We start from the raw sequence: 20,263 nt of genomic DNA on the forward strand, positions 1-20,263 counted from the left end.
GTACTAACGGTGGGAATAGTGAAAAAATATATTCAAATAGGAATGGGGGATTACATGGAATGGTTACTCCTGCTTGCAGTTTTTATTTGGCTTATTTTATTTTTACGCAAAAAGCTCTCATTTAAATTTGGTTTATCTCCAATAGCATTAGAAATAAAACCAATTAAAGGATTAAAAAAGCTAAATGATCATCTAGAGCAATCGCTTAGTAGCAGTTATATGGAAAACGTAGAAGAGAGGGTAAGGAAAAATAATAGATTAAAAGAAAACGAGTACGAGTGGCGTCTACTGGATTTAAAACGTTATTTTATTTTGACTTCTCTTTTAAAAGAGTCACCAATGTTCAGTAGAAAAGTCGATGAATTATGGCATGAGATGCTTATGTTTACCCGTGAGTATGATGATTTCTCAAAGAATTATCTAGGGACAACACTTCATCACAGTCCAAATGTCAATGTAAAGCCTGATCCTGATTTGCGCGGGTTTTTTGATTGGGTGTATGCTGAGCTTTTTTTTATAAGAAATGAGAACCTCCGTCTTTATAAAGGGTTTTTCAAATACCCTGTACATCCAAATATTATAGGGGAGTTTAAAGATTTACCTGAAAATGAACTAATTGATATGTATTTTAAAAGTAATTCTAAATATATGCCTACTGTCCTCTCGCTTATTAATTCCATGAAAATGACAGCAAATAGAGTGAAAAATTATGAAAAAAACGATATACGTAAAATGATGCTAAAAAATAAAAATCAGCAAAATTACAACGCAATGCTCGTTCCGTTTTTATCTGTTTCTTACTTTCAATATAATGAATTTTCAAGTTACATGAAAATAAGCGGCAACAGTTCATCAAGTAGTACAAGTTGCGGTTCGGGAAGCTCTTGTAGTACTTGCTCGTCCGGAAGTTCCTGCTCAAGCTGTGGTGGGGGTGGAGATTAATAAAAAAATCCTTCACAAAAAAGAGCGTTAATCCAAGCCGGATTGACGCTCTTTTTTGTGAACTCATTGTTACCTTACAATATTATCCTCTTAGCGTCGGTCAAGCTCCAAGTTAAGGTGATGATCAATATTACGTTATTCTCGTAGCTGGAAATAAACAAATTCACACTACTGTAATAGTAGAATATAGCTATATAGCTGCTTGGTGGAATGAATATTAAGATAGATAATAGTATAAGAGTTATAAAGTATTTTATACTTGAAATAATATCAAATTTATATAATTTATCCAAAATTAATTGCTTTTGATAAAATTATACATTAACATGAAATACATGGAAATTCTTAAATTTGAAAGGGGATAAAGAGAAATGAAAAAAAATCGTTTATTTGCTTTTGCTGCAGCAACAGCACTAACAGCGTCAATACTAGCTGCTTGCGGTGGAGACGAAGCAGGTTCTAAAGATTCGACTGAAGGCGGCAAAGGTCTAGACACAAACATTGTTACGATTGCAACGGGGGGCTCTTCAGGTCCGTACAATATTATCGGAACAACACTTGCGAGTAAATATTCTGATACATACGGTGTCAATTCGAAACCACAAACAACAGGTGCGTCTGTTGAAAATATTAACTTAATTAAAGAAGGCAAAGTGGAAATGGCTTTCCTTATGAGTGATGTATTAACGGAAGCAGTTGCAGGTACTGGCAACTTCAGTGCACCAGTTGATAATATTCAACAAATTGCGTCACTATATCCAAACTTCGTGCAAATTGTTACACCAGCTAATTCTGGTATTAAAACAATAGAAGATTTAAAAGGAAAGCGTGTTGCAGTAGGGGATCAAAACTCGGGTGTTGAAGTAAATGCTCGTAATCTACTAGCAGGTCATGGCATTACTTATGATGATATTAAAGTGGACTATCTTGGTTATGCTGAGGCAGCAGATGGCTTAAAATCAGGTGCAATTGATGCTGCATTCCTTACAAGTGGTTTACCAAATTCATCTGTAATGGAGCTAGCAAATAGCATCGATATTACACTTGTATCTGTAAATCCAGATAAGATTGCAGAAATCGCAAAAACACAACCGTACTTCATCAGCTTAGAAATTCCTGCAGATACTTACGGTAATAAGGAAGCTATTCCAACAGCAGCTATTATGAATGCATTAGCTATTAGTAGCAAAATTAGCGAAGAAGATGGCTATGAATTAACGAAAACATTTTTCGAAAATCTAGAGGCGCTTGGTAATTCACATCAAGCAGCAACTGAAATTACTTTAGAAGGAGCTCAAAAAGGTATGGTTGCCCCGATACACCCAGGTGCAAAAAAATACTATGATGAGCAATAAATTTATGTGGGGGATTGGGAGCTTAGCTATATGCCTGCTCCTTTTCTTTCTTTTTAGGCCAGTACAAGTGCTCGTCGTCGAAACAGAGGATGAACGAATGTTACTAAAACCAGCTGCATTTACGATTGGTTGGGTGCATTCTGTAGAAAAAGAGCCTTGGTATGAGTGTTATGAAGTACAAAATAAGCGATTCCATCTTTATGAAACTTATTTCAAAACGTATGGAGCAGGCGTACCATCTGATGGCGAGGTAATACAGACTAATGATGGATTTATCCATTTGAAAATGGATTTATATTTTCCAGAAATAATGATTGCGGCATCTGCAGCAGTGGAGACGACTTTGTACATAGGAAATAAGGAATGGCCTCTTTACGGCGATGAAAGACAGAGTGTTCGTCTTTATATTGAGACGGATTCATTCATTCAAATAATTTTTAAAGGAGGGTTTAAATGACTCAAGAAAAAACAATGGTTGCAGGTACTGAAGTGTTATCGGAGGACCAGCAAGCCGAGTTACTTGAAAAATTTGACACCGAATCAAAAGTACGAAAACTATCAAATAAAAATGTCGCGTTATTCATTGCAATTATTGCTATTTTATATTCTGTATATCATATTTATGTAACGTTTTATCCGATGCCAGCTTTGCAGCAACGTTCTATACACGTAGCGATTGGGATTGCGCTCATTTTCTTAATATACCCAACATATACGAAGCAAGATCGTTCAAAAATTGCTGTATATGATTGGCTACTATTTTTATTAGCCTTCGCTTCTGCAGGTTATTTAATTGTGGAATATAACAGTATTATGACGACGCGCGGTGGGATTCCAAATACACTCGATATCGCGTTCGCTATTATGACGGTTGTCCTTATTTTAGAAGCGGCAAGACGTGTAACAGGAATAATTCTGCCGATATTAGCATTAGTGTTTTTAGTCTATCCGTTTATTAGTCATTTTTCATGGTTGCCACGTCAATTACAAACACGCCAATATGATTTAGGCGATATTTTCGGGCAAATGTATTTAAAAACAGAAGGGCTATTTTCAACAGCGATTGGTGCTTCTGTGCAATTTATTTTCTTATTCATTTTATTTGGTGCGTTCCTGTCGAAATCAGGTATGGGCCAGTTATTTAATGATTTAGCGTTAGCTTTAGCAGGACATAAACAAGGTGGTCCAGCAAAGGTAGCTGTTATTTCAAGTGGTTTTATGGGGAGTATTAACGGTGCTGCCGTAGCCAACGTAGTAGGAACGGGTGCCTTTACGATTCCATTAATGAAACGTGTAGGCTATTCGAAAAACTTCGCTGGAGCAGTAGAGGCGAGTGCCTCGATTGGTGGACAAATCTTACCTCCAATTATGGGGGCAAGTGCCTTCATCATGGCAGAAACAACAGGTGTAGCGTACGGAACAATTGCACTTGCCGCATTAATTCCAGCTGTTCTGTATTTTTTAGGTGTAATTATGCAAGTGCATTTCCGTGCAGGGCGTGAAAATCTAAAAGGTATTCCGAAGCCAGATCTACCACGTATAAAAGATGTAATGGCAGAGCGCGGCCATTTATTACTACCTATTGTTTTTTTAGTTGGGCTGTTATATATAGGAGTACCAATTGGTTATACAGCGGTGTATACGATTGGTGCAACGGTTGTTGTGGCTGCATTTAAGAAAACAACACGTATGGGAATTAAAGATATTTTAGCTGCTTTTGATAGTGGTGCTCGTCAATCCTTATCGGTAATGGTTGCCTGTGCGGTTGTCGGCATTATTATTGGTGTCGTAAGTTTAACGTCATTTGGTAATGTTATGACATCTTCTATCGCAAGTTTAGGAGCAGGTTCTTTATTCTTAACATTATTCTTTACAATGATTGCGTCGATGATTTTAGGAATGGGCTTACCGTCGATTCCTGCGTATATTATTACAGCTACAATGGCGGCACCTGCATTAGCGGAGTTTGGTATTCCGATTATTGTTGCGCATATGTTTGTTTTCTATTTCGGTATTTTTGCGAACATTACACCACCTGTTGCACTGGCTGCTTTTGCAGGAGCAGGGATTTCTGGAGGGGACCCGATGCGTACGGGATTCGTGGCACTGCGCTTAGCGGCAGCAGGCTTTATCGTACCGTATTTATTCGTCTATAATCCAGCGATGCTAATGATTGATACAACAAATATCGCGATTAATGCAAAAGAATTCCCGATGGCGCCATTTATGGACATTGCGATGATTACTGTTACGGCGGTTATTGGGATTATTGCGCTTAGTGCTGCAATTGAAGGATATTTCAAAACCAATTTAAATCCGGTTATGCGTATTATTCTTGGCCTTGGTGCTCTCGGTATGATTATTCCAGAAACGTATACAGATATCGCAGGGGTCATTATTGTAGCTATTGTTTTTGTGTTAAACATGAAGGTTAGTAAAACACAAGGAACTATCGCGAGTCAGCAGTAAGAAGGGGCTATAAATAAATTCCTCTCATATTGAACTAAAAACGCAAGAATGTTGTTATAGCAACATTCTTGCGTTTTTTTATGGGAAGATTTCCATTCTAGCTGATCGCTTTCCAGAGGCGTTAGGTGAGACGTTTCCTTCGCTGCGATCGTGTTAGGGTATCATCTAGAAAGTTAGGGGTCGCCAGCCAAGGACCTTGTTATAGTTTGTTATCTTGTGGCGACATCTTTATAAAAGGCATCCGTTATTTTTTCACGCAGGAATTGCCGATGCTTTTTGTAAGACAACCGCAATGATGCCATAAAGTAATAAACTAATGAAAAATAAACTTGTGCACAATACGATAAATGTTACATTGTTTAATAAATCGAAAAGCGGTTGGTACCAATTAAAAATGACTGCTAAAATTGGGATGAAAATGAGGCCACCGATAAAGGTGTAGCCACCAACTGTTCCTAAACGATAAAAGACAACATTGATTAATAAACCTGAAGCTAAGGAGAAGAGCAAAATAGCAAAATCAAATGCAAATGTTAAGAAGAATGGTAGTGACGGATCAAAAAAATAAACAGGGTGGAAAATAATTATGTCATGTAGTGTGAATGTATTGGAAAATAAAATTCCTTTGTGAATACAAGCAATAAACAATGCGCCAATAAAACTCCAAGCAATGAAAAATAGTCCTACATGTAAAGCATATTGATTTCGACTTAAGCCGAGCTTTAAAAAATAGGGCATCGTCTTATTTAATAATTTAGATGACATTATACTGAAAAAAATATATACAGGAATAGAGACAGATAAAAATAATTTTACATTTTCCCCGAAAGTCGCATCAATAAAAATTAAAAATAAAACAATGCTTAGTAAAATGATCCAAAATACAATATTTTGCTTTTTGTAGCTTTGAAAAAAGATATACAAACTGCCTTTTAATGTGTTCATTTATACAACCCTTCCTTTTGCTGTTTACTTAAATACACAAGCATTTCCTGTAGAGATACACTTTCCAATTTAACGTTTAGATCATCAATCGTTTTTCCATCCAAATAAATAACTGCGGTCATTTCATTCATAAAGGATTGCTTAAAGATGATTTCAAAAGATGCTGTCACATGTTCTACTACGCTTGGGGCACCTTTTACGGCAATCACATGCTCATGCCATTCATCATAATTTCTTTGAAGTAGCAATTCACCTTCGTTAATAATGATCACTTCTTCAAATAAATCACTTGCTTCATCGATTAAATGAGTCGATAAAATAAATAAGCGTGGATTGTCTTGCTGCTGCTCAATCAACAAATCATAAAATGTATTTCTTGCCGCGACGTCCAGTCCGATATAAGGCTCGTCAAATATTGTGATAGGGGCATTACTAGCAAAGCCAGTAATAATACCTAGCGCGGAAGCCATTCCTTTAGAAAGATTTTTTACTTTATCTTTTGGATTAAGAGCAAATGTTTTTAAAAGCTCCTTAGCAAGTTGCCCATCCCAATGTCGATAAAAGAAGCTAGTAGCCTTTAAACTTTGTTCAATCGTCATTTCCTCTTGGAAGTTGCCGCTTTCTGCAATGAAGCATATGTCCTTTAAAATAGTGGGACAATTGAAAACAGGTTGCCCATTAACAAAAAGCTCGCCGCTCGTTGCTGGGATAAGTCCTGATAGCATATTTAAAAAAGTCGTTTTCCCTGCACCGTTATGTCCTAAAAAGCCAACAATTTTAGGTCCTTCTATTGTCATATTCAAATGTTTTAAAGCTTGCTTTTGCTTATACGATTTACTAACATTTCTCGCCTCGATTTTCATAAGTTATCCCCTTTGTAACATGTTTTTTAAATCTTCATCCGAGATGCCTAATCGTGTTGCTTCGCTTTTCAGTGGTTGTATGTATTGGGTAAAGAAGTTATCTTTTCGTTCAGCTATTAAAATGGTTCGTGCCTCTGGGCTAACAAACATCCCAACGCCACGTTTTTTATAAATAACCCCTTTATCCACTAGCTCATTCACTCCTTTTCCTGCAGTTGCTGGATTAATTTGATACTCCTTTGCAAACTCATTTGTCGATGGAACGCGGTCTTCCGGCTGCAAAACGCCATCTAAAATAGCGTCTTCAATACGCTCACGAATTTGTTGGAAGATAGGCTTTTCATTATTTAATGTATTGTTCACGAGCCACCTCCTAGTTGTAGTATATGGTTATCTTAATCGGTTAGTTAGTTATGTAACTAACCATATAACGATTTGAATTTTCTGTCAACCATAATATGTAAGAGGGGGAATTATTCGGACTAATTAACTGAAAGTCCTTGTAGAAAGAAATATTGTTGAGTAATACTATATAACTTCCTTATTAAGGTAGTTTTCCCTGAGTAAAGTATTTGTATCTGGCTAAGTAATAGAGTTTTGAAGTAAAGTATTAAGTATAAGGGGGGTTTTTCGCATAAAGTAATCCGAACGTATTACAAAATATAAAAACTTCTCTATTTAGAAATCGTATTAGTCCAAGGGGAAATAGACACTACTACGATTTTTTTTATGCAACAAAGACTTAAGGTAGAGGATTGTAAGGGCATTATTAACAATTACGAGATTTATAATATTTATAATTATAGATATAGGGGAATTAAAAAGGATTCAACTAAACAATGGGGAATATACTAGTAAGATAGAATGATTGAGGTGGATTTAATGCAAAATATAGACACACAAGTGACAGATGATTTAGTAGTTCAGGCAATTGAACGTAATATAGCTATTATTCGCTTCGATATGAATGGAGATGTAGCATATGTGAACGAGCTTTTTGCAAAAGCACTAGGTTATAGTGTAAGTGAAATGATTGGTAAAAATCATAAAGAATTTTGCCTTCCTGAATTTGTGAACAGTCGAGATTATGATAGATTTTGGCGTAATTTAGCGGCTGGAAATAGTTATCAAGATAAAATTGAACGAATGGATGCACATGGAAATCGTATTTGGCTTGAAGCTACATACATGCCTGTTTTTTCAAATAATAATTCAAGAAAAGTTATCGGCGTATCGAAAATTGCAACGAATATTACCGAACGTCAAAATCACATAGTAAGTGTAGCAGATACATTAAAACAGATGTCTGCAGAACTTCATGTTCGCTCAGAGGCTGGCATTAAAAATAGTGAAAATTTACTTGAAACGATTATACAAGTTTCATCAGAATCTCAAGAAAACGTAAGAAATCTTGCGCAGTTGCAAAATCAAGCTGAATCCATAAAAAGTATTGTTAAAACAATTCGAGAGATAGCTTCCCAAACTAATTTATTGGCATTAAATGCTGCTATTGAAGCGGCAAGAGCTGGAGAGTATGGTAGAGGTTTTGATGTTGTAGCAAAAGAAGTTAGAAAACTTTCAGTAAGGGTAGAGCAATCCATCTCAGAAGTAAAAGATAATATTGAGGGAATCGTGCAAGAGATAGGGAAGGTTGCTGAAAGTAATACCCGTATTTCTGAGAGAGTTGAAAAAACAAATGAACAAATTAATGTGACGACTAGCGATTTTGCTGAAATAGCTTCCGCAGCAGAAGCATTAGATGAGCGTTCAAAACAATTTATAGAATTAATTTAATAGAAGTAGAGTGTCTGGGTAAGTAAGTGGATTTTCCGGGTAAATGATTGTTGTTTCCGGGTAAATGAAAGAGAATTCCGGGTAAATGATTGTGATTTCCGGGTAAGAAGAGGAGAATTCCGGGTAAATGATTGTAATCTCAGGTGAAGGTGTATTCTGGGTAAAAGTAGCGATTTTCCGGGTAAATAAGCAAACTTTCCGGGTAAGTGGAAGAGAAGTCCGGGTAAATCGTTGTTGTTTCCGGGTAAAAGCAGTATCATTCCGGGTAAAGCGTCTGATCTAATTTCATAAACAATTGAAACCTCTGGATGTGGAAATCGTATACAATATAGAAAAAGGAGGCAGATAATATGTTCAAAAAAATCGCAGCAGATGCTTTAGGACTTTCTGATATTGGGGTTGTCGTTCCAAAGGCTGATTTCGATAAAACGGATTCGGATGATTTTATATTTAATGAGATTGATGAAGAAATTTACTTCCTGATTAAAACAAAGGCGGATGAGTATTGCTTCACAAATTATGCGCTTATTCATGTGGACGGGGCGAATGCGATTAGCAAAAAGCGTATGCTGCGCCGCTATGATTTTGAGCATGAAACGATTAGTGATGTGCTGCTCGAAACAGCAGGCACGATTGACCTCGATGTAGAAATCAAGTTCACAATTGGCAATGTTCCGATGTCGATTGATATTCATAAGAAGTATCTTAATGAGATAAAAGACTTATACAAGGCACTTCACACAATTTCAAAAGAGCAAAAGTCAAATGCTTATAAGTTCGATTCAGCGAAACAAAGTTTAACATTAGCTGCAAATGCGCTTGGTCATGTTGGCAATGACAGTGTTGCGCCAGCTGAATCATTTGCCAACATTACAAAATTCTCGCACGACTGGATGCTCCAGCAAAAAGACGCGTATGTGAAAAAAGACTACGGCGATGTGTTTGAGAAGTATATAAATAACTAAAACGGGGCCCTCGAAACTACTTTCGGGGGTTATTATTTTTGAAAATTTGCCTTCCGACATAGCGTTCTTGTATTTACAACAAGTCGCCGGTAAATCTGAATTAACGCCGATCCATTTTTAGTGATATTAAAAGAAGTACCAAAGAACAACGAAATGTCCTGGTACTTCTTTTTTTCATCTTATTTTAAGGGACAACTGTACTTGTAGAGATATCATAGAGGGCAAACTAAGATTTATTTCGTCTCAGTTATGCAGTTTTCTTTTGTTTTTGGTCTAAAAAATAACTATAGAAAGTTAGTAGACTTGCACAAACTGCAACGATCCCACCGACCCATGTGACATTCATTAAATTCCCTTGATGGTATACAATTCCGCCTAATGCAGAACCAAAGGCGATACCGACATTGCTTGCCACTGGCATAAGTGAAGCAGCGAGTCCTGTCGCTTTTGGCTGATAAATTTCAGCAAGGTCAATTAAATAAAGCTGAGTAGATGTTGTTAAGAGGATGGCCATTAACGACATGAAGCCAATGTTTATAAGTCCTAAAATAAAATGATTTGTAGTCCAAAATAAACTTGTCAGCACAACTGCCTGCACGAGAAAAACAAATCGAAGGCGACCGATTGCATTGTGGCTAGCAATTTTACCGGCGAGGATGTTGCTGAAAATCGAGATAAATCCGTAACCAAATAAGATTAAACTAATTGACTGGCTGGGTGCACCCATTCCCTTTAAAATCGGCACAAGGTACGTAAAGACGGCATAAGTTGCGCCAAATCCGAGAGCAGGTATGAAAAAGGCCATCAAAATTCGTGGATTAGTCAATAATGAAAACTGATCCCGTATCGAACTGCGTATTTGGCTAAGCTTATTAGGCAAGACGAAAAATGATGCTAAAAACGCCAATCCTCCTAGGAAAGTAGTTAACATAAAAGTAGCATTCCAGCCGTACGATTCGGCGATTACAATACCAATTGGCACTCCTACGACATTTGCCAGTGTGAAACCACCAAAAACGAATGATATAGCAAGTCCGCGTTTTTCAACCGGCATCGTTTCACTTGCAACAATCATAGCTAGAGAGATTAATACGCCTGTTACAATTGCTGTCATCATCCGAAGTACAAGAAGCATGATGTAGCTTGTCGAAATTACGCATAAAGCATTCAAGACGATGAAAGATCCTATCAAAAACAACATCCATTTCCGTTTTGGAAAATGACTCGTTGCTGACATCACGAGAGGTGTTGCGATTGCAAACGTAATTGCAAACGCTGAAACCAGTGTGCCTGCTTTGGCATTTGTCATATGAAGGCTTGAAGAAATATCAGTTAAGATTCCGACAATAACAAATTCACTTGTCCCGAGAACAAATGTTAGTAAAGTAAGTGTTAAGATTAGCAACCAATGTCGCTTGGATAATTTTGTGGTGTGCATAAGTACCTCTTTTCTTAGATGAATGTAAATGTGTCACATAGTAGATACACAACCTAAACATCATAACATAAAGTATTTTTGCGAGAAAAACACTTTATTATTAAATAGGGTTTATGGATGACAGGAGCAAAAACGCTGTGGAATTAACAGAAAACATGATGAACTGCATCATAGGTGAATTATAGTTGGAAAATATTGTGTGATTTTAGTAAATTGTTATGGAGAGCATTTCATATGGGGGGATTTAAAATACAGAAGGACACATATAAAACAAGTCAGCTATTAGAAATTCTAGGTGTAACACGAGATGCACTAAGGTATTACGAGGAACAAGGAATTGTAAAACCAAACCAGAATGACACGAATAACTATAGGCAATATGATGAGTATGATATTTATCAATTAATGGTTGCAGATTTTTATAAAAAGAGAAATCTATCGATGAAAGAAGTTAGAAAGCTACAGGACGGAAGCGAAATAGAAGAACTAGAACATTTATTAGAGATAAAAGCTAGACAATTAGAAGAAACGATACTAAAAAATAAATACATGCTTCAGAAAATAAAAGAAACAAAAGTATTTTGTGAGGGATTGAAAGAACATTTAAATACATATTCAATAAGGGAATTCCCAACCTATAAAGTAATAGGCGAGTTTTCTGATTTTAATGCCTTTCTGGAATATCCCGTCATATTAGAAAACATAGATTTAACGAAGGAAGATATTCTTAGCAAAATCATGAGGAAATTCACTTTTAATGAAAAAGGAAATCTAGATTCAAAGATGCTGATTGTTGAAAAGTATGAAGCGATGCAAAAGGAACAAAGTGAATGTTATTTACAATATTCTAAATGCATTTATACAATTGTTGAAGATGGTAGGTATCAAAATGGAAATAATGATATTAAATATAATGTTTTTACATCGACTTTAGAATGGGCAAGTGAACAGGGCTATCAACCAAGAGGGGTTGCTTTTGTTAATACTCGTCTTATTGCGTATCTTGATAACAAAGAGCGAGTATTCTTAGAAATCTTTATGCCAGTTAATGAAGAATAAAAGCTGTTGACCTGGGGGTAACACCATAGTTTATATTTTATAACCAATGGAACAATTCCAAAAATTGTTCTATTGGTTTTTTTATTTATAGGAGGCGATTGATTTGAATCGAATGATCAAACGATATATTTTATGGACCTATTGTTTGTTCTATGTTTTTCTTCTTGTCATTGGGGGAGCCTTAATAGTTTTTAAATCTCAGGCAGCAGTGGCAATATTAATAGTCCTATCATCATGGACATCTACTTTTGTTTTCGTCATCATGTTTCGAAAAATCTATCCTCAAAAAAATCTATGGGACTTTGTAAAAAGCCAATTTAGTGAAAGGATTAAAATTTCAACCATATTGTGTGTCTTTCTCATTCAAGTTTTAGTTTTAATAGGAAGTATAATCATAACAAGAACGATATGGAATGTGCCTATCTCCGAACAAGTAACTGCTTCGTGGACGACGATACTTATCTTATTTGGCTATAATCTCATACATGGACCACTTGGAGAAGAATTAGGATGGAGGGGATTTGTATTAGTTGAATTGCAAAAGAAATTTAGTCCATTAAAATCTGCCATTATCGTTGGGGTAGCTTGGGGGTTTTGGCATGCACCACTATGGTTAATGTCAGGATATTCAGGATTGCAATTGGTGCAATATATTATTTGTTTCCTAGGCGGTATCATTGCTGTGTCAATCATCATAACCGTATTTTATAATTTGAATCGCAATCTTTTGATTCCCATTATGATCCATCACCTTTTCAATTATTTTTTGGCAATTCAGGCTGGAGATGTACTTCACATTCTTACAGTGACAGCTATATTCTATTTGATGGTGGCGCTAGTTATGGTTTTAGTGAATTATAAAAGGTGCTTGTATGGGAGTAGCGATGTTGGATTAGATGGAATTTTATATTAAAGTAATAATGGAAAGTACTATCTTAATTTTATAGAATATTCTGTACGGAAATATTTCTATTCTATTCCCGCTATGCTACTATTGAATCTATTATACAGTTTTGTATTTTTATGTGTTTTTCTGTTTAACTTTATTTTTAATAATAGAACGAAATTTATAAAACAAACCGTATTATTAGGAGAGTAGTGTATGACAAAAACAACATTTGCATTAATCGGTACAGGCGTTGTAGGGGAGCGCATCATTAATCAAGTTTTGGCGCATCCTCATTGCGAAATTGTGTCCGTATTCGATGAGAACAAAACGAGATTACAAGAAATTGCAGCTAAGTATCAAATTCCTGCCGCTGAAACATTAGAAGATCTATATCAAACACGTCCAAATTGGGTGTATATCGGGACTCCACCTGTCAGTCATGCGCCGCTAGCAGAGCAAATCGCTGCACGCGGGTATCATATTCTTTCGGAAAAGCCTCTAGCACATGATGCGCAAGATGGTATGAAGATGGTAACGGCAGCACAAAAAGCAAATGTTCATACAGCGATGCATTTCCCTTTAATGTACAGCCCAGTAATTCATAGCTTAAAACAAGCAATCGAGACAGCCACAATTGGCGAAATTGTTCGTGTTGAACTGCATACATATTTTCCGGAATGGCCAAGAAAATGGCAACAAAATCCGTGGATAGCTTCAAGAGAGCAGGGCGGGTTCATACGAGAGATTTTCCCGCATTATCTCCAAGTCGCATATCATTTATTTGGTGATTTAACAATTCTTTCTCATGAGACGACATATCCACAAAACGTTGAATTATGCGAAACAGGTGTGACCGCTTTAGCTAAAACAGCAAGTGGAATCCCAGTAGTTTTGAATGGCTTATCGGGAATTGCACAGGAAGAGCGCATCGATTTTAAAGTTTTCGGTACAGAAAAAGTGATGACAATTCGCAATTGGTCGGAGCTTTGGATGAGTGAAAAGGGTGTCGAAGAAGTTCAATTGCTGCCTGATATACAACCTATGTCACTTTTAGATGCGTGTCATCGCTTATTAAACGATGAAGAGTCACTAATTGTCCCATTTGAAGAAGGCTTGAAAGTGCAAAATTGGATTGATCAATTGCTCAAATAAATGAATAAACTCAACCGTCTTGAAACATTCGTGTTTTAAGGCGGTTTTTTATGTTGAGGATAACTTCGGGCATAGTTGAAGTCTAGGGTATAGGATTGCGGAATCCATTAATCGTTCCATCCTCTCGAGTGCGGATAAATTGTAAATCAGAAATATCGCCGGTAAACCCCACTCAAAAATATCACTCGTCCTATATCGAACGTGTCCAGTATTTTCAAATTATCCCACCAACACTCTTCAATATTATGTCCGTTATAAGAAAAAACAGCCAGCATCATAGCGGTTTACTACTTACTTAGGTTATACTAGATAATAGTGACTAAAAGAGGGAGTATGAAAGATAAAGATGCAGAAGCAATCCTATATGAACTTATGGGCGCAAGCTGTTAAAACGGGCATCATTAAATCAAATTTGATTCCGATGATTGCTGGGCTCATGCTTGCGCTTTATACGTATGAACTTAGTTTCGTTGACAATATACTAACAATACTTTTTGCAGTGATTGGTTCAGCACTTATTATTGCGGCAGCGGGGACTTTTAATAATTTATACGACCGCGACATCGATAAAATTATGTTGCGTACACGCACGCGTCCAACTGTAACTGGAGAGCTCAGTGGGCGTACGGTTTTATTAGCAGGTATCGTATTTTTAATTATCGGTCTCGGCTTACTTTGGCTAACGACGCCACTCGCGATGTTTCTTGGCTTGTTAGGTGTGTTTCTTTACGTTGTACCTTACACAATGTGGACAAAGCGCCGTACTATTTGGAACACTGAGGTAGGCAGTCTCGGGGGCGCAATGCCGCCGTTAATTGGTTGGGCAGCCGTAGCACCAGATATTTGGCATCCAGCATGCTGGGCGTTGTTTATTATTATGGTAATCTGGCAAATGCCACATTTTTATGCAATTGCAATTCGCAAGCAAGAGGATTATGCTGCAGCGAACATTCCGATGCTACCAGTAGCAAAGGGCGAACGCAGAACGTATATTCAAACAAATATTTATTTAATTGTATTAATATTAACTAGCTTTTTATTCTTGCCACTGAGCCTCGGTCTGACAATCGTGTCATTTGTACTCGGGGGGATTTGGCTATGGCTTAGCTTTGTCGGCTATCGTAAAATGGAAGGAAAAACATGGGCCAATAAAATGTTTGCCTACTCGCTTATCCATATGACGGTCTTATTTGCAACAGTCATCATTTACGCAACAGTCGGATTAATATTACAAGCAATGTAAAATCAAACAACCTTCACAAATTGTATTCGAATTTGGAAGGTTGTTTTTTTGTTACTAATTACAGAGGAGATTGTATGCTTTGTAATCTAGGTGAATTACCAAGTAATAAAAAGGATGGAATATTACTATTAATATTAATATATTGGTCATTAAGTACTATGAATCCATAGTGTTTCTTCCATTAGATAAATAATACAGGAAAGCTGTACCATATCAGTTGGAAGCTTAAAAGATATCTTAAAACCATCGATAATTAAGAATATTTGTATAAAATGTTAGTGTACTATAACAATTTTTACGAAATTGTGAACGAAAATATGATAAAACTGTGACATTCTATTTTATAGTGTTTTTTTGATAAAACTTTGTGATAAACTGAGCAAGTACTAAAGAGAGTTACTTTTATTCCCCTTTAGACATTATTGCTCTTTCAGTAATAGTAATAAGTTATGCTCAAATGAACCTTTGTAAAAGCTATGTTCGACAAGATATATAACCTCCCCTATGTTTATATATAATTAATGCTTTGAAAATAAGGTTGCAATGAACACGGTGCTCAGTGGCACCGTGTTTTTTGCTTTCTTGGGCAGTTTTTCTCCAATAAAAAAACACACGTCGTAATATACGACGAGTGTCCTAAATATTATAATTTTAACCCGGCAACCTCATGCAAGTAATCGCCTAGAACACGTAGCCCCTTGTCGAAGTTTTCTAAGTGGAAGTGCTCGTTTGGTGCATGGAAGTTTTCGCTTGATAAGCCGAAGCCCATTAACACGACAGGTAAGCCTAAAATTTCATCAAATGCAGCGACGATCGGAATTGAACCTCCACCGCGTGTATACGCAGTTGGTACTTCATAAACACGCTCGTATGAACGACCAGCTGCTTGAATAACAGGGTGATCGAATGGTGTTATGAATGGCGCCCCTTTATCGAATTCAGAAATCTTTATTTCTACGCCTTGAGGTTTATGTTTCTCAATATGTGCGCGCAGTAAGCTGATAATCTCTTCTGGATCTTGATTAGGTACTAAGCGGCAAGTAATTTTTGCCCCTGCCTCAGCAGGGAGAACCGTTTTAATGCCTTCACCAGAGAAACCTCCGAACACGCCGTTAATTTCTAACGTTGGGCGCGCCCATGTTTGCTCTAAATATGAATAGCCCGCCTCACCGAATAATTCCTTCACGCCAACTTCTTCTTTTAATGCTTCCTCGTCAAAGTTTAATGCGCGGTAAGCTTCGCGTTCTTCCTCGGATAAAGGAAGAACTTTATCGTAGAAGCCTTCTACTTGAATTGTGCCGTGCTCATCGCGGAATGAAGCTAAAATATCAGCTAAAGCATGGATCGCATTTTGCACACCACCACCATAAAGGCCTGAATGTAAGTCACCTTTAGCGCCTCGTACATCAATTTGCACACCTGTTAAGCCGCGTAAGCCGTAACATACAGCCGGCTTACCTGGGGCATAAAGACCCGTGTCAGAAATTAAAATTAAATCTGCAGCTAATTTTTCTTTGTTTTCCTCTACATAGGCAGGTAAGTTCGGGCTACCGATTTCCTCTTCACCTTCAATAATGAACTTCACATTAACAGGAAGCGTACCTTCTGTTGCGAATAGGGCCTCGATTGTTTTTAAGTGCATGAACACTTGACCTTTATCATCAGAAGAACCACGCGCATATAGCTTGTTATCGCGGATTTCCGGTGCAAAAGGCTCTGAATCCCATAACTCGAGTGGGTCTACTGGTTGCACATCATAGTGACCGTAAAATAACACAGTTGGTTTACCTTCAGCATGTAACCAATCACCGTACACAACAGGGTGACCGGCTGTTTGATCTACTGTGACGTTTTCGATATTCAGTTTTTTTAGTGCCTCAGCTAGCCAATTAGCAGCTACTTGCATGTCCTCTTTGTGCTCAGAAAGGGAACTAATACTTGGAATACGTAAAAATTCGTTTAATTCGTTTAAATGTTGCTCGCGGTGCTCCGCAAAATACGTATTTAATGCTTGTAAATGACTCATGATAGGGCCTCCTTGTAAATTTCGATAATGGAAATATTATAGCATATTTCTGCATATGTACTATGGGAGAACCTCCGTAATCATAGGAGTGAAAATAGAACAAATAATTACACTCAACCTTACACAATTGTAATGCAAGTGAAAGTAAATACGATAGTGAGTAAGGTTTGTTTTTGAGAAAATGAGAGTATCAAAGAAGTACTGAACGGAGGAAATCAAATTGAAAGAAACGTTAACGAAAGTTTACGATGAATATAATCGCTACATTTATCATTTATGTTTAAAATTAACGCGCAATACTGCCGAGGCGGAAGATTTAATGCAAGAAGTATGGGTTAAAGTTGTGCGCTACGAATCTTCAGTCGCTGAAGTTGACCATGTAAAAGCATGGCTTACAACAATTACGATGAATACATTCCGCGACCGCTATCGCAAAAATGTACGTAGAAGTAAATATATGATTAGTCAACCTGAACAATTAGACGTACCGATTTTAGATTTGGTTCCCAATAATGAAATTTCTACTGAGGAACAAATTGAAAAAGTGGAAGTTACAAAAATCGTGCAAGAGAAAATGCATGAACTGGATACTATTTATCAAAAAACACTTTGGTATTTCTATGTGGATCAATACTCATTAGCTGAAATTTCAGCATTAATGAAAGTATCCATTGGGACAGTGAAATCACGTCTTTTCCGTGCAAAAGCGCGCTTGAAGGAAATTTTACTTGCGGACAACGCATTAGCGGATGTTGTATTACCGGCATAACTTTTAGCGCGGAACGAAAAGGCGCTTACTATATGAAAAAGGCATTATCTGTGCACATAATATGCACGAAAATGCCTTTTTATTTTTGCTCCGCGCACTTTTTAAAAATGCGGCGTAAGCTGTTGATTTCTTCATCCGTAAGCATACCGAATAGGTGAGTCACGAGTGCATTAACTTGTTCGCGAGATTGTTCTAGTACGTCCATCCCTGCATTTGTAATTGTAATTTGCGAAGCTCGACGATCATTTTCGTTTTGCGTCTTTTCGATGAAGCCAGATTTTAATAGCTTGGTTGTTAATACGGTTACGCCACCAGTAGTAACTTTTAAATGCTCGGCGATGGCAGAAGGGCGCTTTGGTCCCTCATTTGCCAAAAACTCTAAAATTAATATATGTGATTTTGAAAAGCCGAGTTCATTCAGACTATTCCACTCATTCGCAATTTTACGCTCGAGCGCCGCTATCGTTTCAAATAATGATGCTAAATGCTCGCGTCTTTCCTGATTCATGTTTGTCATCTCCAAATGTTTCGTTAACGAAAAAAAGGCGCTTTATTCAACCGCCAATTTTTGCAATGCATTCAGTTCAAACGCACGCACTTTACGTGGAATGAAGCGTCGAATGTCCATTTCATTATAACCCACTTGTATACGCTTTTCATCGAGTATGATAGGGCTACGCAACATACGCGGATATTTTTGTGTTAATTGATACAATTCTTGAATCGACAGCTGTTCAATATCGACATCAAGGTTTTTGAAATCATTTGAGTTTGTTGCAATAATTTCATCTGTGCCGTCCTCTGTCATACTTAAAATATTTTTAAATTCAGCTAATGTTAGAGGCTGAGATGTAATACGTTTCTCTGTATGTGCAATGTTATTTTCTTTTAACCATTTAAGTGCTTTTCGTGATGAGGAACAGCTTGATTGTGTGTAAATTGTTACTGACATAATAAATTCCTCGCTTTCAATTAAGAGATAACTTACTTGTAAGTTACTTGTTTATATAAATATCTTACAACTAAGTTAATTGTGGTGCAATACTTTTTTTAGATTTTTTCATCCATTTTATGTATACCCACTTTTATAATTATATATACGTATGAAAAATAAAAAAGTTTCATAGTGTACGTAGTATTTTGTGCGAAATTTTTATTTTGCGACTGTATGTAGGACATTAAATGTAGTTGTCGAATAGTACACAAAAAGAGGGGGAGATAACAGTTGATCTTACTTGAACGCTTTGAGTCATTGGAATTATTGTTGTTAGAATCGCTGGAAAGAAGAGATTCTAATGAGGAAATAATAGATTTACTCCGTCGTACAAAATCCGGATTGGCAGGCGAGCGCCGTGTCGATACTGAGCTCAATATGTGCCTCGAAAATGATTATATAGTTCTCCGCGATTTAGTTCTTCATTATCAAACCCAGAGTTTTCAAATGGATTGCTTATTACTTAGCCCGCATTTTGCCTTCGTTATAGAAGTGAAAAATATGACTGGTCGTATTGAATATTCGAGCGAGCAGCACCAATTTATCCGCATTCGCCAAGATGGCACCTTCGATTGTTTTACAAACCCTATAGATCAAGTTCGGCGCCACCAAACTTTAATCGAACAATTATTTCGTAAATGGAATATTACATTACCAGTTGAAAGTGCTGTTATTTTTGCCAGTCGTAATGTTATATTACCAAGCATTCAGGATGGTCAGATGTATCACGTAACGGGTCTTTCTTACGAATCGAAGAAATTGTACGAGAAGCACCGAAGCTCATACATTTCTAATAAGCAGCTTTTACAATTAGGACAGATGTTATTGAAGCTTCATACACCGCGCATAAAAAAGGTATCATTTAACCGTGCGCGTTTACGAAAAGGTGTGCTTTGTAGTAGGTGCAAGTGGCAAAGTGTAATGCGGTATGAAAGAGGTTCATGGCGGTGTCGTTGTGGTGTAAGTGATAACACGCAACTGCGCATAGCACTCCATGATTACCGGCTACTCTGGAATGAAAAAATATCCAACAGCGAATTCCGTGAGTTCACCAAAATCGACTGTGCTGATAAAGCCTATTATTTACTGAAAAAGTTAGGACTAGATTCTGAAGGGAAATTTAAGGATAAGAAATATATCATTCCAGCTAATATTTGGTCGGAAAGAAAGCGGCTGTAATTAAGCGTTTTTGCTGAAAGTTGATAGGATTCCGGGTACCTGAGATGAATATCCGGGTAACTAGAGGGAAACCCCGGGTAAAGGGTCAAACTTTCTGGGTAAATGGAGACGGAATCTGGGTATCTGATAGGATTCCGGGTAACTAGAGAGAAAACCCGGGTAAAGGGTCAAACTTTCCTGG

At 37.0% G+C, this 20,263-nt stretch carries 19 protein-coding genes; 12 read left to right on the top strand and 7 right to left on the bottom strand.

Going from position 1 to position 20,263, the window contains the following annotated elements:
- Positions 1-18 precede the first annotated feature (18 nt).
- The 4 genes from AAFN87_RS10780 to AAFN87_RS10795 all read left to right on the top strand — a co-directional run bounded on the left by AAFN87_RS10780 (position 19) and on the right by AAFN87_RS10795 (position 4,766).
- Positions 19-942, top strand: coding sequence for a glycine-rich domain-containing protein (locus AAFN87_RS10780; protein WP_347791069.1), 924 nt, complete (start codon positions 19-21; stop codon positions 940-942).
- Positions 943-1,313: 371 nt separating this feature from the next.
- Positions 1,314-2,297, top strand: coding sequence for a TAXI family TRAP transporter solute-binding subunit (locus tag AAFN87_RS10785; RefSeq protein WP_347791070.1), 984 nt, complete (start codon positions 1,314-1,316; stop codon positions 2,295-2,297).
- Complete coding sequence (locus AAFN87_RS10790) at positions 2,284-2,754, top strand: DUF1850 domain-containing protein (protein WP_347791071.1); 471 nt, start codon at positions 2,284-2,286, stop codon at positions 2,752-2,754. The genes AAFN87_RS10785 and AAFN87_RS10790 overlap by 14 nt, the downstream gene beginning before the upstream one ends.
- On the top strand, positions 2,751-4,766 hold the full coding sequence (locus tag AAFN87_RS10795) for a TRAP transporter permease (RefSeq protein WP_347791072.1): 2,016 nt from the start codon (positions 2,751-2,753) through the stop codon (positions 4,764-4,766). Before AAFN87_RS10790 ends, AAFN87_RS10795 begins: the two co-directional genes overlap by 4 nt.
- A gap of 252 nt (positions 4,767-5,018) precedes the next feature.
- On the opposite strand, the gene AAFN87_RS10800 is transcribed toward AAFN87_RS10795, so the two are convergent.
- From AAFN87_RS10800 to AAFN87_RS10810, 3 genes are read right to left on the bottom strand one after another with little or no spacing between them, the layout of a single operon-like run.
- The gene (locus AAFN87_RS10800; protein WP_347791073.1) at positions 5,019-5,711 is read right to left on the bottom strand and encodes a hypothetical protein; all 693 of its coding nucleotides are present in this window, start codon (positions 5,709-5,711) and stop codon (positions 5,019-5,021) included.
- A complete protein-coding gene (locus AAFN87_RS10805) occupies positions 5,708-6,574 on the bottom strand; it encodes an ABC transporter ATP-binding protein (RefSeq protein ID WP_347791074.1) in 867 nt (288 codons plus the stop codon). The genes AAFN87_RS10800 and AAFN87_RS10805 overlap by 4 nt, the downstream gene beginning before the upstream one ends.
- A gap of 3 nt (positions 6,575-6,577) precedes the next feature.
- Positions 6,578-6,937, bottom strand: a complete 360-nt coding sequence (locus AAFN87_RS10810) for a GntR family transcriptional regulator (protein WP_347791075.1) — start codon at positions 6,935-6,937, stop codon at positions 6,578-6,580.
- 519 nt (positions 6,938-7,456) lie between these two features.
- Between AAFN87_RS10810 and AAFN87_RS10815 the strand changes: the two genes are divergently transcribed.
- Positions 7,457-8,368: a methyl-accepting chemotaxis protein gene (locus AAFN87_RS10815; RefSeq protein WP_347791076.1), complete on the top strand. Its 912-nt coding sequence runs from the start codon at positions 7,457-7,459 to the stop codon at positions 8,366-8,368.
- A 350-nt stretch (positions 8,369-8,718) separates the two neighbouring features.
- The gene (locus tag AAFN87_RS10820; RefSeq protein WP_347791077.1) at positions 8,719-9,333 is read left to right on the top strand and encodes a PH domain-containing protein; all 615 of its coding nucleotides are present in this window, start codon (positions 8,719-8,721) and stop codon (positions 9,331-9,333) included.
- A gap of 247 nt (positions 9,334-9,580) precedes the next feature.
- Here AAFN87_RS10820 and AAFN87_RS10825 read toward each other — a convergent pair whose 3' ends face one another.
- Positions 9,581-10,771 (bottom strand): MFS transporter, encoded by a 1,191-nt coding sequence (locus AAFN87_RS10825; protein ID WP_347791078.1) that lies wholly within the window; start codon positions 10,769-10,771, stop codon positions 9,581-9,583.
- A 234-nt stretch (positions 10,772-11,005) separates the two neighbouring features.
- Here AAFN87_RS10825 and AAFN87_RS10830 point away from each other — a divergent pair, with 234 nt between their 5' ends.
- The 4 genes from AAFN87_RS10830 to cyoE all read left to right on the top strand — a co-directional run bounded on the left by AAFN87_RS10830 (position 11,006) and on the right by cyoE (position 15,114).
- On the top strand, positions 11,006-11,830 hold the full coding sequence (locus AAFN87_RS10830; RefSeq protein WP_347791079.1) for a MerR family transcriptional regulator: 825 nt from the start codon (positions 11,006-11,008) through the stop codon (positions 11,828-11,830).
- A gap of 112 nt (positions 11,831-11,942) precedes the next feature.
- Positions 11,943-12,743, top strand: a complete 801-nt coding sequence (locus AAFN87_RS10835) for a CPBP family intramembrane glutamic endopeptidase (protein ID WP_347791455.1) — start codon at positions 11,943-11,945, stop codon at positions 12,741-12,743.
- 189 nt (positions 12,744-12,932) lie between these two features.
- Positions 12,933-13,871, top strand: coding sequence for a Gfo/Idh/MocA family protein (locus AAFN87_RS10840; protein ID WP_347791080.1), 939 nt, complete (start codon positions 12,933-12,935; stop codon positions 13,869-13,871).
- Between the two features lie 364 nt (positions 13,872-14,235).
- The gene (gene cyoE, locus AAFN87_RS10845; protein WP_481886472.1) at positions 14,236-15,114 is read left to right on the top strand and encodes a heme o synthase; all 879 of its coding nucleotides are present in this window, start codon (positions 14,236-14,238) and stop codon (positions 15,112-15,114) included.
- A gap of 643 nt (positions 15,115-15,757) precedes the next feature.
- Here cyoE and AAFN87_RS10850 read toward each other — a convergent pair.
- On the bottom strand, positions 15,758-17,140 hold the full coding sequence (locus AAFN87_RS10850) for a dipeptidase (protein WP_347791082.1): 1,383 nt from the start codon (positions 17,138-17,140) through the stop codon (positions 15,758-15,760).
- Positions 17,141-17,360: 220 nt separating this feature from the next.
- Between AAFN87_RS10850 and AAFN87_RS10855 the strand changes: the two genes are divergently transcribed.
- Entirely contained in the window at positions 17,361-17,909 is a 549-nt protein-coding gene (locus AAFN87_RS10855) for an RNA polymerase sigma factor (protein ID WP_347791083.1), read from the top strand.
- Between the two features lie 79 nt (positions 17,910-17,988).
- On the opposite strand, the gene AAFN87_RS10860 is transcribed toward AAFN87_RS10855, so the two are convergent.
- Together AAFN87_RS10860 and spx are read right to left on the bottom strand one after the other, a co-directional pair.
- Positions 17,989-18,417, bottom strand: coding sequence for a MarR family winged helix-turn-helix transcriptional regulator (locus tag AAFN87_RS10860; protein ID WP_347791084.1), 429 nt, complete (start codon positions 18,415-18,417; stop codon positions 17,989-17,991).
- A 42-nt stretch (positions 18,418-18,459) separates the two neighbouring features.
- A complete protein-coding gene (spx, locus tag AAFN87_RS10865) occupies positions 18,460-18,861 on the bottom strand; it encodes a transcriptional regulator Spx (RefSeq protein ID WP_347791085.1) in 402 nt (133 codons plus the stop codon).
- Positions 18,862-19,134: 273 nt separating this feature from the next.
- Here spx and AAFN87_RS10870 point away from each other — a divergent pair, with 273 nt between their 5' ends.
- Positions 19,135-20,082 carry a nuclease-related domain-containing protein gene (locus tag AAFN87_RS10870; RefSeq protein WP_347791086.1) on the top strand — a complete coding sequence of 316 codons (948 nt, stop codon included), beginning with the start codon at positions 19,135-19,137 and terminating at the stop codon, positions 20,080-20,082.
- The last annotated feature ends 181 nt before the right edge of the window (positions 20,083-20,263 follow it).

Source organism: Solibacillus sp. CAU 1738 (assembly GCF_039888725.1).
GTDB lineage: Bacteria > Bacillota > Bacilli > Bacillales_A > Planococcaceae > Metasolibacillus.